Genomic DNA, 14,495 nt, shown 5'->3' with positions numbered 1-14,495 from the left:
CTGTTTCCAACTCGTCCCGATGCCCGAATTTCGGAGAAGAATTATGAAAGATCTACTCAATCTTTTTAATCAGCAGCGCCAGACATTGGATTTCGATGCCATCAAGATTGGCCTTGCCTCGCCTGCCTTGATTAGATCTTGGTCGTTCGGTGAAGTGAAGAAGCCGGAAACAATCAACTACCGCACTTTTAAGCCTGAGCGTGATGGTTTGTTTTGTGCTGCTATCTTTGGTCCTATCAAGGACTATGAATGTTTATGTGGCAAATATAAGCGCATGAAGCATCGAGGGGTGGTCTGTGAGAAATGTGGTACCGAGGTGACTTTAGCAAAAGTACGCCGTGAGCGTATGGGTTGCATTGAGCTAGCTTCGCCTGTTGCTCATATTTGGTTCTTAAAATCGCTACCTTCACGCATTGGATTGATGCTGGACATGACTTTACGTGATATCGAGCGTGTCTTGTACTTCGAAGCCTATGTAGTGACTGAGCCGGGTCTAACTCCTTTAGAACGGCGTCAGCTCCTAACCGAAGAACAATATTTGCAAGCCCGTCAAGAACATGCTGATGACTTCGATGCTTCTATGGGAGCCGAAGCTGTATACGAACTCTTGCGAATGATTGACTTGCAATCGGAGATGGCTCGTTTGCGTGAGGAAATCGTTGTCACTGGTTCTGAGACTAAGCTGAAACGTTTGACTAAACGTATTAAGCTGATTGAAGCGTTTATCGAATCTGGCAATCGTCCGGAATGGATGATTTTGACCGTGTTGCCTGTACTACCCCCAGACCTGCGTCCGCTGGTGCCGTTGGACGGTGGTCGCTTTGCAACCTCTGATCTTAATGACCTGTACCGTCGAGTCATTAATCGTAACAATCGTCTGTGCCGCTTATTGGAGTTAAGTGCTCCTGACATCATCGTGCGCAACGAGAAGCGCATGTTGCAGGAATCAGTCGACGCGTTGCTAGACAACGGTCGTCGTGGGCGTGCTATTACTGGTACTAATAAGCGTCCCTTAAAATCGTTAGCGGACATGATTAAGGGTAAACAGGGTCGTTTTCGCCAAAATTTGCTTGGAAAGCGTGTCGATTACTCTGCTCGTTCAGTGATTATCGTAGGCCCTAATCTTCGGTTACACCAATGTGGATTACCGAAAAAAATGGCGCTTGAGCTATTCAAACCTTTTGTGTTTGCTAAGCTGCAGCGTCGCGGCTTGGCTACTACGATTAAGGGAGCTAAAAAACTAGTTGAGCGTGAAGAAGCCGAGGTCTGGGATATTCTTGAAGAGGTTATTTCTGAGCATCCTGTGGTATTGAATCGTGCGCCAACTTTACATCGCCAGGGTATTCAAGCCTTTGAGCCAGTTTTAATTGAAGGTAAAGCGATTCAGTTACATCCGTTAGTTTGTACTGCATTCAATGCAGATTTCGATGGCGATCAGATGGCCGTGCATGTGCCTCTTTCGCTCGAAGCTCAGCTTGAAGCGCGTGCGTTGATGATGTCTACTAACAACATACTGTCTCCAGCGAATGGTGAGCCGATCATCGTACCATCACAGGATGTTGTACTTGGCTTGTACTACATGAGCCGTGCACTTGAAAATAAGAAGGGCGAAGGGATGGTGTTCGCCAATACCAGCGAGCTGAAACGTGCTTACGACAATAGCGTTGTTGAATTGCATGCTAAGGTGAAGGTTCGTATTACAGAGATAGAGACTGATGATCAAGGGCTGCGTAACAAGGCTTCTTCGATTGTAGATACTACGGTAGGTCGTGCATTATTGAGTGAGATTCTTCCAGAAGGTTTGCCGTTTGTTCTTGTCAATACCGAAATGACTAAAAAGAACATTTCGAGGTTGATTAATTCAAGTTATCGCATGCTTGGCTTGAAGGAAACTGTTGTATTTGCAGATAAATTGATGTACACGGGTTATGCCTATGCGACACGTGCCGGTGTGTCAATCTGTATTGATGACATGCTGATTCCTATCGAAAAGAAAGAAATATTGGGTGAAGCTGAGCAAGAAGTGCTCGAGATTCAGGAGCAGTATCAATCCGGATTGGTTACCGCTGGCGAGCGTTATAACAAAGTGGTTGATATTTGGTCCCGTACTAATGAACGGATTGCCAAGGCAATGATGGATACCATCGGCACTGAGAGAGTGGTTAACGCCGATGGTGAAATCGTTGATCAGAAGTCGATGAATTCGCTCTATATCATGGCTGATTCTGGCGCGCGCGGTAGCCCGCAGCAGATTCGCCAATTAGCTGCTATGCGTGGTCTAATGGTACGTCCTGATGGCTCGATCATTGAGACACCCATCAAAGCTAACTTTCGTGAAGGTTTGAGTGTCCAGGAATATTTCAACTCTACGCATGGTGCTCGTAAAGGTTTGGCTGATACTGCATTGAAGACAGCGAACTCTGGTTACCTGACTCGCCGTTTGGTTGATGTCACTCAAGATTTATGTGTTGTACAGCTTGATTGCGGCACTGCTGGTGGATTAACTATGACCCCGATCGTTGAAGGTGGAGATGTTGTTGAGCCACTTAAGGATCGCGTGTTAGGACGTGTTGTTGCTGAGGATGTATTGCTGCCTGGTAATGATGATGAGCCCATTGTAACTCGTAGCACCTTGCTTGATGAGCAATGGGTAGCTAAGTTGGAAGAGGCCGGTGTGCAGTCAGTGAAGGTTCGTTCTCCTATCACATGTGAGTCTCCGTTTGGCGTATGCGCCCTATGCTATGGTAGGGATCTCGCTCGTGGTCATTTGGTTAATATGGGTGAAGCAGTAGGTGTCATTGCTGCTCAATCAATCGGTGAACCAGGTACGCAGTTGACGATGCGTACCTTCCATATTGGTGGTACCGCGTTGAGTGCAGCAGCGATAGATAACATTACTGTAAAAACTAGCGGTTCGGTAAAATTTACTAATCTAAAGTATGTTGAGCATGCCAATGGTACTTTGGTTGCGGTATCTCGTTCCGGAGAGATTTCGGTTCTAGATACTCACGGCCGTGAGCGTGAACGCTACAAGTTACCTTACGGTGCAACTATAAATGTCAAGGATATGGCTGAAGTCAAATCAGGGCAAATCTTGGCAAATTGGGATCCCCACAATCACCCAATTGTTTCTGAAGTTGCAGGTTTTGTCCGTTTTATCGATTTTGTTGATGGTGTCACTGTCATTGAGAAAACTGATGATCTGACTGGTTTATCTTCCCGTGAGATTGCTGATCTGAAGCGCCGTGGTTCCCAAGGTAAGGATCTTCGTCCTTTGGTGCGTATCGTTGATAAAAAAGGTAACGATCTGACTATTCCCGGTACTGATCTTTCAGCTCAGTATTTGTTGCCTCCGCGTTCGATTGTTAATCTTCAGGATGGTGCTCCAGTTGGCATCGGTGATGTGGTGGCTAAGATTCCACAGGAGGCCTCCAAAACTCGCGATATCACTGGCGGTTTGCCTCGGGTGGCGGATCTGTTCGAAGCGCGTAGGCCGAAAGATCCTGCTATTTTGGCTGAGCGTTCAGGGGTGATAAGTTTTGGTAAAGACACCAAAGGTAAGCAGCGATTGATTATTAAAGATGCCGATGGAAGCGAGCACGAAGAGTTGATTCCTAAGTACCGTCAAATTATTGTGTTCGAGGGAGAGCATGTCACCAAGGGGGAGACCATTGTGGACGGTGAGCCGAGTCCACAGGATATTTTGCGTTTACTCGGTATCGAGCCGTTAGCTGCTTACTTGGTTAAAGAAATACAGGATGTGTATCGTTTGCAGGGTGTGAAGATCAATGATAAGCATATTGAAGTCATTACACGGCAAATGTTGCGCAAAGTTGAGATTGTTGATCAGGGAAACAGTAAGTTCCTCAATGGTGAGCAAGTTGAACGTCAGCGTGTTATCGATGAAAACGCGAAGTTAATTGCGCGCAATGAATTACCAGCAAAGTACAATCCAGTGTTACTAGGTATTACTAAGGCTTCTTTGGCAACGGAATCGTTCATTTCCGCAGCTTCTTTCCAAGAAACGACCCGTGTCTTAACTGAGGCTGCGGTACGAGGGACCAGGGATAATTTGCGTGGTTTGAAAGAAAATGTCATCGTTGGTCGCCTTATTCCGGCTGGTACTGGCCAGACGTATCATAGCCAGCGTCGCTATAGTTCTGTTGGTCTTACTGAGTCTGAAATGGAAACCTTGGTTGGTCGCAGTACCTCATCTGGTACAGAAGTTACTTCGCCTTCCAAGGATGCGATTCCTCTTGGGGGGTAAGGTGGGTTTTTGAGTATTCGGATGAATCATAAATTCTGCTTACTATCAACCGTCGAAAAATAGCTATCATAACGGTATTGTGCGATGATTTGATTATTAGGCCGCGGTCAAGTAAGTCTGAGTTTCTTGCTTCATTGGCAGTTTGTTCATCTGTCAATTATGCGGTTTTTGTTAACCGCAGTGCAGTTAACTGCACTGCTTCCCTTTATTAATGCACAGGCTTTTGTGCTTTATTTAGAAGAATCTACGATGGCAACTATTAATCAATTAGTTCGCAAGCCGCGGCAAGCGAGTACTTACAAGAGCGCCTCCCCGGCACTTGATAAGTGTCCTCAGCGCCGTGGAGTGTGTACTCGTGTATACACTAGCACCCCTAAAAAACCTAACTCTGCATTGCGTAAGGTTGCTAAAGTGCGTCTAACCAATCAAGAAGAGGTCATTAGCTACATAGGTGGTGAAGGTCACAATTTGCAAGAGCATTCTGTCGTTTTGATTCGTGGTGGTCGTGTCAAGGATTTGCCCGGTGTGCGATATCATACGGTGCGTGGTTCGCTTGACGCTGCTGGTGTCGCCAAGCGGCGTCAGGGCCGTTCGAAGTATGGCGCAAAGCGCCCGAAGAGTTAAAGGAGTCAGCTAATAATGTCTCGTAAAGGTTCTACTCCGCAGCGTAATGTTCTGCCAGATCCAAAATATGGTAGTGAAACTATTGCGCGTTTCATCAATATGGTGATGAAAAGTGGTAAGAAGTCTGTTGCCGAAAAAATCGTCTATGGCGCGATGAATGTTATTGGTGAGAAAAATTCAAATGCTATCGAATTGCTTCAGAAGGCCCTTGACAATGTCTCTCCTGCTGTTGAGGTTAAGTCGCGTCGTGTAGGTGGTGCAACTTACCAAGTGCCAGTAGAGGTACGCGCTTCTCGTCGCATGGCGCTGGCGATGCGTTGGTTGATAGATTCTTCACGTAAACGTGGCGAAAACTCTATGCCACGTAAATTGGCGGCAGAATTGCTTGACGCATCTGAGAGTCGTGGCGGTGCCATCAAAAAACGTGATGAGACTCACCGTATGGCTGAAGCAAATAAAGCCTTTGCCCACTACCGCTGGTGATTTATAGATTTTTGGTAAAGGGTTTTTCGTGTCTTATAAATACTCTTTGCTAATAGTAACAGTTCTGTGTCTCATCCGAAGGCCGCTGGGAAGCGGCGTTTGGCCATTTGAAATTTGAGGAATTGAGAGGTTCCCGTGGTTCGTGCCACTCCTATTCATCGTTATCGTAACATTGGCATCATGGCTCATATTGATGCTGGTAAGACCACTACCTCCGAGCGCATCCTTTTCTATGCTGGTGTATGTCACCAAATGGGTGAAGTTCATGATGGTGCTGCGGTGATGGATTGGATGGAGCAGGAACAGGAGCGTGGCATCACTATCACTTCCGCTGCGACCACTGTGTTTTGGTCCGGTATGGATAAATCTATGCCGCAGCACCGTTTTAATATCATTGATACTCCAGGGCATGTTGACTTCACCATAGAAGTGGAGCGTTCCCTGCGTGTGCTTGATGGCGCGGTATTCGTACTATGTGCGGTCGGCGGTGTGCAGCCTCAGTCCGAGACAGTGTGGCGTCAGGCTAATAAGTATTTTGTGCCACGCATGGCTTTCGTCAATAAGATGGATCGTACCGGTGCTAACTTTGATAAAGTTGTCGAGCAATTGAAGGCGCGTCTAGGTGCTTATCCTGTGCCTATGCAAGTGCCGATTGGTGCAGAAGATGGTTTTGAGGGGGTGATTGACCTTCTGAAAATGAAAGCTATCCATTGGGATGCTGCGTCGCAGGGTACTGTCTTTGAATACCGTGATATCCCCATTGAATTAGTTGATAAAGCTTCAAAGGCGCGTGCCTTTATGGTCGAGGCTGCCGCAGAGGCGACTGAAGAATTAATGGATAAGTACCTGAATGAAGGTGAGTTGAAAGAACAGGAAATATTAGAAGGGCTCCGTGAGCGAACATTGAAGGTTGAAATTATACCTGTGTTTTGTGGTTCAGCATTCAAGAATAAGGGTGTGCAAGCGATGCTTGATGGCGTCATACACCTATTGCCTTCGCCAGCTGACCGCCCTCCAGTGCAGGGTTTGGATGAAAAAGGTAACGAATGCCGCTGCAAGGCTTCGGATAGCGAGCCTTTTTCGGCTTTAGCCTTCAAGATTATGACTGATCCATTTGTTGGTTCGCTGACATTCTTTCGTGTTTACTCTGGTGTACTGAATTCTGGTGACCAAGTGTATAACTCCGTCAAATTGAAAAAGGAACGTGTGGGACGGATTTTACAAATGCACTCCAACCAACGGGACGAAATAAAAGAAGTTCGTGCTGGTGACATAGCTGCTGCGGTAGGTCTGAAGGATGTCACAACTGGCGATACTCTATGTGACCAAAACCATATCATCACTCTAGAGCGGATGATTTTCCCTGAACCGGTGATTTCAATGGCGGTTGAGCCTAAGACTAAATCCGATCAGGAAAAAATGGGAATGGCTCTGGGACGTCTTGCGCAGGAAGATCCTTCTTTCCGTGTCAAGACTGACGAGGAATCAGGTCAAACCATTATTTCGGGTATGGGTGAACTGCATCTAGACATTATTGTTGACCGTATGCGTCGTGAATTTAATGTCGAGGCCAACGTTGGTAAGCCACAAGTAGCTTATCGTGAAACGATCCGTAAGAGTGATGTGAAGTCGGATTATAAACACGTAAAACAGTCGGGTGGTAAGGGTCAGTATGGTCATGTTGTGATTGAGATTTCGCCAATGAGCGATGTCGATAAACAGCATCCAGATGTGAAGGGTGATTTTTTGTTTATTAACGAAATTACCGGCGGTGTTATACCTAAAGAATTTATCTCACCGATTGAGAAGGGATTGCGTGAAACTATTACCAGTGGTCCGTTGGCTGGTTTCCCTGTCGTCGGTGTGAAAGTTAAGCTGGTTTTCGGTTCATACCATGATGTTGACTCCTCAGAAATGGCGTTTAAGCTTGCTGCCTCAATGGCGTTCAAACAGGGTTTCGCTAAAGCTAATCCTGTGTTACTTGAGCCAATCATGAAGGTTGAAATTGTCAGTCCTGAGGATTATTTGGGGGATATCATGGGTGATGTAAGTCGTCGCCGTGGTGTTTTGCAAGGCCAGGATGATAGTCTTTCGGGCAAGGTTATCAATGCGATGATTCCATTGGGCGAGATGTTTGGATATGCCACCTCGCTGCGTTCGATGACGCAAGGACGGGCTACTTTTGCGATGGAATTTGACCATTACGAAGAGGCACCTACCAACATTGCCGATACTGTCATCAAGAAAACTTAAACGGAAGCGTTTGCCAGCTTGCCGAAGGCCATAAACAACGGCTCTTTTGCTGGGCGCTGTGTTATTAAAATCGAGTAAAAATTTAGCAGAAGAGGTTTCTAATTCTATGGCTCAGGATAAGTTCAAACGCACTAAGTTGCACGTAAATGTTGGTACGATTGGTCACGTTGACCATGGCAAGACTACACTGACTGCGGCGCTGACCAAGGTGGGTGCTGAGCGTTTTGGTGGCGAGTTTAAGGCATACGATGCGATTGACGCGGCACCTGAAGAGAAGGCGCGCGGGATTACTATTTCTACGGCGCACGTCGAGTATGAAACTGAAGTCCGCCACTATGCCCATGTGGACTGTCCTGGTCATGCTGATTATGTGAAAAACATGATTACAGGTGCGGCGCAGATGGATGGTGCGATTTTAGTATGTTCTGCTGCTGATGGTCCGATGCCTCAGACTCGTGAACACATTTTGTTGGCTCGCCAGGTGGGTGTGCCTTACATTGTTGTGTTCTTGAATAAGGCTGACATGGTGGATGATGCTGAGTTGCTTGAGCTTGTGGAGATGGAAGTTCGTGAGTTGTTGAGCAAGTATGATTTTCCTGGTGATGACACTCCTATTGTGAGAGGTTCCGCGTTGAAGGCGCTGGAGGGTGATCAGTCTGAGATTGGTGTACCGGCGATTATTCGACTGGCGGAAGCATTAGATACCCACATTCCGAATCCGGAGCGTGCGATTGATCGTCCGTTTTTGATGCCTGTGGAAGATGTGTTTTCGATTTCTGGTCGTGGCACTGTGGTGACAGGTCGTATTGAATGTGGTGTGATTAAGGTTGGCGATGAGGTGGAAATAGTTGGCATTCGTCCGACGTCGAAGACGATTGTTACGGGTGTTGAGATGTTCCGTAAGTTATTGGATCAAGGTCAGGCTGGTGACAACGCGGGTCTATTGTTGCGCGGTACGAAGCGTGATGAAGTGGAGCGTGGTCAGGTGTTGGCGAAGCCTGGTTGTATAAAGGCGCATAAAGAATTTGAGGCTGAGGTGTATGTGCTTTCGAAAGAGGAGGGTGGTCGTCATACTCCGTTTTTCAATGGATACACTCCGCAGTTTTATATGCGTACAACAGACATTACCGGTAAGGTCTGTTTACCTGAGGGTGTAGAGATGGTGATGCCTGGTGATAATGTGAAGGTGACGGTATCTCTGATTAATCCTGTGGCGATGGGTGAGGGTCAGCGCTTTGCGATCCGTGAAGGTGGGCGGACAGTGGGTGCTGGCGTTGTTTCGAAGGTTATTGGTTAACTAGAGTGCTTTGTAGTCCGGCGGTCTTAGCTCGTTGGATTTTTTCAAACGGCGGACCGATTTAATCTCGGTTCGCCGTTGTTATTTCAAAAATTGTAATGTATTTAAATTTTAAGTATCCTAAGTTATTGGTGTCAATTTTAATAGTTCTTTCTCTGCACAGCGCCCGACTACAGTGTCTAAATTAAGTGTTCGCACTGAAATTGCATCTGCTGGTTGTGCGGGGTTACCTTGATAATTCTAAAGATTGCATTCAATAAGTCGGTTGATTGATCTCTCTCGACTTTTGAACCAATAAATTATTTGTGTATAGTTATGTTGCTGTTGCTGTTGCTGTTGCTGTTGCTGTTGCTGATCCAATGATGCTTGTATATTGCATTATAAATAGTTTCTATTTGTAGTGAATTTTCATAGAAATAGACAATTATTTTTAGTATTTTAATTGGAAGTGAGGCGTTCGCTCATTACTTTCTGTTTTTTCCCTCCTTAATTTTTATTAGAGTTTTACCTTCAATGATTAACTGCAGTCTCTCTTCAGTTGCGATGTTTCTGAAGATATTAAGCATTGTGGATTGTGTGGTTTCGGTATTTCTTGATAATGCTGAGTGTAGCCATTGATCGGTCAATCTTGACTGTAGCAGTGTGTGCAGCACAGTAGTTATTGTCATTGGTGCGTTGGTATTAAATGGTGCGAGTGTGTGTTCTTAGATTCTCGTTGTGTAATATGTGGGAGATAAGATCGATACTGTAATATGCTGTTGCGCGTTTTGTATATAAAAGTAATATGTGGCTTGCTGTTTCTTTGTGATATGAAGTGTTATTGAGGTTGATGCTAGATGATATACTTTCGTATATTGGCGAAATTAATGATTCGTGCATATCAGCTTTAATAACGGCTCAGTTGGTTCGTCTTTACTGCATTTCTAGATCTGATGATTGCGGTGATCTTAATCTTTAGGGTGATTGCTTCTTAAATATTTTTGAGCCTTGTGCGATTGATGTTGAATAGAAAATTGAGCTTATGCCTGTATGCTCCTCTGTTTCAGATTCAGATGTTGTCTATCAACAGTTTGATTGATCTTTTCTAGCAATTACGCTTGAATTCTTCGAACTCAAGATAAGTGTCTTGTTATAAAAATATTCTAAGTGCTTCAGAGACTAGGATAAAGCATAAATTTTTTTGAGTATGTATTTATGTTCCTTTTGCCTTGCTGGGTGGATTAATTTATCCCCAGGAATTGCTGTATGTGGCAGACGTTCTGTGAAAATTGAGGTATTCTTTGCGCATTATAATTTCTGCAACTCCGTTGCTGTCCGTAGGATGTGCGGCTTGATCTAATGCTTACCAAGTTGCATACAGATGAAGATCAGTCCGATACGATGAGGTATACATGATTGTGCGACTCTGCTACTGCATTGAGGTGAAAGATAAACGTTGTAGTTCCGCATCAGTAATACCTGATAATTAACGCGGTTTGTTCAATTTTTCAACTCTCAATTAAGCATTTTGCATAGCGAGCAGCGCGCGCGTACTGTGTTCAAGGGTGAGCTAATTAGTAAGTGATAAAGGCGCGAAGCGCCCTCAGTATATTCGATCACGCATGATCCCCTTAATATCAATCAGTTTTATCGCTTGATATTCAGTGATACTGACCACACATTGTGATGTATATTCTTTTCTATATTTTGGAATATTCGTTATATGTTGACTCGTATTGTCTTATTTGCCATCACCAATATTGCAGTATTGATTTTAGCTAGCATCGTGATGTCGTTGCTGGGTGTCAATCCGACACAAATGAGTGGGCTGTTGGTTATGGCTTTAATTTTGGGTTTTGGTGGTTCGCTTATCTCGCTATTGATGTCTAAAGCCATCGCTAAGCATACGACTGGTGCCTATGTGATTGAGCAACCCAGGAATCCAAGTCAGCGCTGGTTACTAGACACTGTAAGGCGGCAAGCCGAGATTGTTGGCATCGGCATGCCTGAGGTAGCTATCTATGAGGGACCTGAGATCAATGCTTTTGCAACTGGTGCTGATCGCAACAATGCGCTGGTGGCAGTATCTACCGGTTTGTTGCAGAACATGAGTCAGGATGAGGCCGAGGCAGTGTTGGGGCATGAGATCGCACATGTTGCCAACGGTGACATGGTGACTATGGCGTTGCTGCAGGGTGTGCTTAATACATTTGTGATCGTACTAGCGCGGGTCGTTGGAGGGTTTATTGACAGTCTGCTTTCCGGAAATCGTGGTGGTGGTCGTGGTGTTGCTTACTACGGGATTGTATTGGTATTGGAATTATTGTTTGGTCTTTTTGCGACGATAATTACCATGTGGTTTTCGCGTCGTCGTGAGTTTCGTGCTGATGAGGGCGGTGCATACTTGGCCGGCCGCAATAAAATGATTGCTGCATTAGAGCGGCTTGGGATTAACCATGGCCAAAGTACGTTACCGACGCAGGTGCAAGCTTTTGGTATTTATGGTGGTATCGGTGAAGGGCTGCGTAAGCTTTTCTTGAGTCATCCGCCTTTGAGTGAGCGTATTGCTGCGCTTCGTATGGCTAGAGAGTAATGTACACTCTCGCTTTGGTTGCTGCTTAATTATCTGATTCTAATTTGGATTTTAACTAATTATGTAATGCAGTTATTAGCCAACTTTAGTAATTGATTGTTACATTGTTTCTATAATCCTGACCCATAGTTTGGTCTAGTAATTCGAGTCCACTATGGTTCGGAAAGAAAATAAAGGACTATTTTTATGTATCTTTTCCAACTTTGTTGAGGTGGTAACACTAAGTCGTATTAGAACTCGTTGTTCATTGTTGCGCTGATTGGCGCGACGAAGTCTCCTTGCACGTAGTCCACGCCTACCTTGAATAATGCGCTCATCGACGTTGAGTCGGTCACGAATTCGGCGAAGGTTGCAATTCCGTTGTCTTGCGCACGTGAAGTTATCTCACGAATCTTTTCTAGACTGTCATGGTTGGAGTTGATGTCTTGAGTTAGGTTACGATCCAATTTTAGGAATGCTGGCTTGAAATGTGTCAATAACTGAAATGAGTCCAGCCCTGTACCGAACTGTTCTAGCCCCATTTTGCAGCCTTGTACTGAGATTTCACTAAGAAACTGCTGCGCATTATATAAATGGGTGAACACTTTTGATTCCGGCGTTTGTAACCACAGTTGCTCCCCACGAACATGATGTGCTGCTAATTCTGTACGTAGCATGGTGAGTAACTGCGGGTCGGTAAACGAAGCCGAGTCGATCTGTACCAGTAAATGCGTGGTATGGCCGGCCCGCTGGCGTTCACCGATCTGTGCGATCGCACGCGCAACTACCCATCGATCAATTTGTGCGATCAACTCGCGTTTCTTGGCGATTTCTAGCAGTGTCACCGACGAAATGAGTTCTTCATCTCCATGCAGGCCTATGTAAATTTGGTATAGCTCTAGGGATTGTTGCTGTAGACTCATTATCGGTTGGTAATAAATGGTCAAATCGTTGTTTGTCACTGCTTGCTGCAGTTGTTTTAGCAAGTTCTGGATTCGCAGTTCCTCTGCGCGATCCGCTGCCGCTGGATCGTAGATTATGGCAGTGTTGCCACCAAGCTGAGTGGCAATCTGAACTGACTCGGCGGCGTGATGGAGTACTTTGCACAAATTGGCGATGCGTTCGCCTATTTGTACACCGCCAATGCTTACTGTGACTGTGGTTGAGTGTTTTCCAAGCAGGAATATATGTTGTGCGATGTCAATGCGGATACGTTCAGCCAATGTTATGGTATGGGTGTAATCGCCCTCTAACAGTAGTGCGAATCTGGTCTCGCAGAAACGCGCGGTTCGCACTGCTACTTTTGAATCGATCATTTCAGAAAAGAAATTTGCGAGTGAGGTGATGAGTGTGTCCGCCGAGTCCAAGCCGATTTCTTGTAGGATTCTTGTGTAATGGTTAGGTTCAACTAGTAGCAAGCCAAATTGATCTCCGTTCATACCGGCGCGTGCTACAGCATCTTCTAATGCGATGATGAAGGCTTGGCGATTTAGAAGCCCGGTAATAGGATCACGTTGACGCAGTTTTTCGATTTCACGTGTCAATTCTTGGTCGAATTCTTCGTAGCCACGGAGCACTACCTGGATGCAGGGTTCACCTTCGTATGTTGTGGTGGTGAACTCCATTGTTGCTGGAAATATGTTGCCATTTACGTGACGCGCATCTAATTTATATTGCGATGGTGGTTTCTCTCCTTTGGAGAGTGTTTTGAGCAGATGCTTGAATCCTTCCATGTGTGGAGCTGCAATCAAATCTAACAGTGGTAGCCCCTCAATGTCTTCAAACGATTCGAATCCAAACATTTCCAGATAAGCTTGGTTTGCCTGAATGTGCATGCCTTCATGCACATAGGCGATTGGATCTCTTGACGATGCGATCAGCGCATTACAGCGGCGTTCGGTCTCCCGTATTTGCGCTTCGAATCGGCGTAGGCTGCGGCGTATTTGCAGCGCTTCAATTTCGTTGTTTACCACTTCCAGTAGGTGTTTGGGGTGGTGACCTAAGGCGATTGAGCGGATACCGAAACCGGTTGCAGCAATCCACTCTTTCTCGTTGAGTTGCCAAGTCAGTTGGATCAGGGGGACGTCTTTGCCACTAGTGGAAATTTGTTGATGTAGTGCTCTGAGTGATATTTGGGAGGAATTGCCGACTAGTACTAGGTCAATTGGGTGACTGAGCATCATTGTCACGTCTTCTAGGTGCTGTGGCCGGGATGGTCGCACTGCAATGCCGCTATTTCGCAGCAAAGTAACGATCGCTTCGGTATTCTCAGGGTTATCGTCAATGATCATCAGTCTTAGCGTGCGTTCTTTGTTTTTTTTCATGCGTTAGTCCAAGGGATGAGAGGGGACACGAGCAATCTATGCATGCACTGCATGGCCGCTTAGGTGCTTTATCCTTTTGATCGAGAAATGCAGATATGGATTGTGAAGTTCCTAGATCAGCTGAATACGTCTACACCTGGCTGAACGAAGTACGACTCAGGTGTAGCAGTTCTTTAATGCTTAAATTGATGTCGTCGGTGTTTTTGTTTCTGGTTGTGCTATCAATTCCTAACTAGGTTGCCAAAAATTTGGCTATGGAATGTAGTTGGTATTTATCTAGTTGGCGTATTGGTTTATCCAGCAGTCAGATCTCTTAAACGATGTTGCGTCAAGTCTAAGAGGGGGGGGCTAGCCATGCTACATGTCTTGGTTTGCGTTATTTAGCCAGTGTGGCCATGTTTTTCTCGAGGAATAGGTTTTAGACATAGACCGTTGCTATGTATTCACTGAGAACCAAATATTTAGAATTGATTTGCAGTTACTATTCAGATTAGTGATAATAGTCAAACTTTTTATATATTCGTCTCAAAAATATTCTATAAATAATAATTCTTCTTCCTGCGGTTGATTTTGGAAATATGAGTAAATAAGTAATTAATATCAGTAATGTCATTCATTTTCTAGTAAAGTTGGCTGATTGTTGTTGGAAGTCAAAATTTTTTTGAGAATCTTGTTTCTTCTAGATGAATAGATGAA

The 14,495-nt window shown here is 45.2% G+C and carries 7 protein-coding genes; 6 read left to right on the top strand and 1 reads right to left on the bottom strand.

Features of this window, described 5'->3' with window-relative positions:
* Nucleotides 1-43: 43 nt before the first annotated feature.
* The 6 genes from rpoC (at nucleotide 44) to htpX (ending at nucleotide 11,496) form a co-directional block, all read left to right on the top strand.
* Entirely contained in the window at nucleotides 44-4,267 is a 4,224-nt protein-coding gene (rpoC, locus tag F7G16_RS10970) for a DNA-directed RNA polymerase subunit beta' (RefSeq protein ID WP_011098326.1), read from the top strand.
* Between the two features lie 249 nt (nucleotides 4,268-4,516).
* Complete coding sequence (gene rpsL, locus F7G16_RS10965; protein WP_004084687.1) at nucleotides 4,517-4,891, top strand: 30S ribosomal protein S12; 375 nt, start codon at nucleotides 4,517-4,519, stop codon at nucleotides 4,889-4,891.
* Between the two features lie 15 nt (nucleotides 4,892-4,906).
* Entirely contained in the window at nucleotides 4,907-5,374 is a 468-nt protein-coding gene (gene rpsG, locus F7G16_RS10960; protein WP_004090723.1) for a 30S ribosomal protein S7, read from the top strand.
* Between the two features lie 135 nt (nucleotides 5,375-5,509).
* Complete coding sequence (gene fusA / locus F7G16_RS10955) at nucleotides 5,510-7,627, top strand: elongation factor G (RefSeq protein ID WP_011098325.1); 2,118 nt, start codon at nucleotides 5,510-5,512, stop codon at nucleotides 7,625-7,627.
* Nucleotides 7,628-7,733: 106 nt separating this feature from the next.
* A complete protein-coding gene (tuf, locus tag F7G16_RS10950) occupies nucleotides 7,734-8,924 on the top strand; it encodes an elongation factor Tu (protein ID WP_004089480.1) in 1,191 nt (396 codons plus the stop codon).
* A gap of 1,702 nt (nucleotides 8,925-10,626) precedes the next feature.
* The gene (gene htpX / locus F7G16_RS10945) at nucleotides 10,627-11,496 is read left to right on the top strand and encodes a protease HtpX (protein ID WP_004087571.1); all 870 of its coding nucleotides are present in this window, start codon (nucleotides 10,627-10,629) and stop codon (nucleotides 11,494-11,496) included.
* A 230-nt stretch (nucleotides 11,497-11,726) separates the two neighbouring features.
* On the opposite strand, the gene F7G16_RS10940 is transcribed toward htpX, so the two are convergent.
* Nucleotides 11,727-13,799 (bottom strand): GGDEF/EAL domain-containing response regulator, encoded by a 2,073-nt coding sequence (locus F7G16_RS10940; protein WP_004087568.1) that lies wholly within the window; start codon nucleotides 13,797-13,799, stop codon nucleotides 11,727-11,729.
* Nucleotides 13,800-14,495 lie beyond the last annotated feature (696 nt).

This window comes from Xylella fastidiosa (assembly GCF_011801475.1).
Lineage (GTDB): Bacteria > Pseudomonadota > Gammaproteobacteria > Xanthomonadales > Xanthomonadaceae > Xylella > Xylella fastidiosa.
Note: the sequence above shows the minus strand (reverse complement) of the source record. Positions and strands in the feature narration are given on the sequence as shown.

Bases quoted from the DNA above. Each gene is read 5' to 3' on its own strand.
- rpoC (WP_011098326.1), top strand. From the start codon at position 44: ATGAAAGATCTACTCAATCTTTTTAATCAGCAGCGCCAGACATTGGAT.
- rpsL (WP_004084687.1), top strand. From the start codon at position 4,517: ATGGCAACTATTAATCAATTAGTTCGCAAGCCGCGGCAAGCGAGTACT.
- rpsG (WP_004090723.1), top strand. From the start codon at position 4,907: ATGTCTCGTAAAGGTTCTACTCCGCAGCGTAATGTTCTGCCAGATCCA.
- tuf (WP_004089480.1), top strand. From the start codon at position 7,734: ATGGCTCAGGATAAGTTCAAACGCACTAAGTTGCACGTAAATGTTGGT.
- htpX (WP_004087571.1), top strand. From the start codon at position 10,627: ATGTTGACTCGTATTGTCTTATTTGCCATCACCAATATTGCAGTATTG.
- F7G16_RS10940 (WP_004087568.1), bottom strand. From the start codon at position 13,799: ATGAAAAAAAACAAAGAACGCACGCTAAGACTGATGATCATTGACGAT.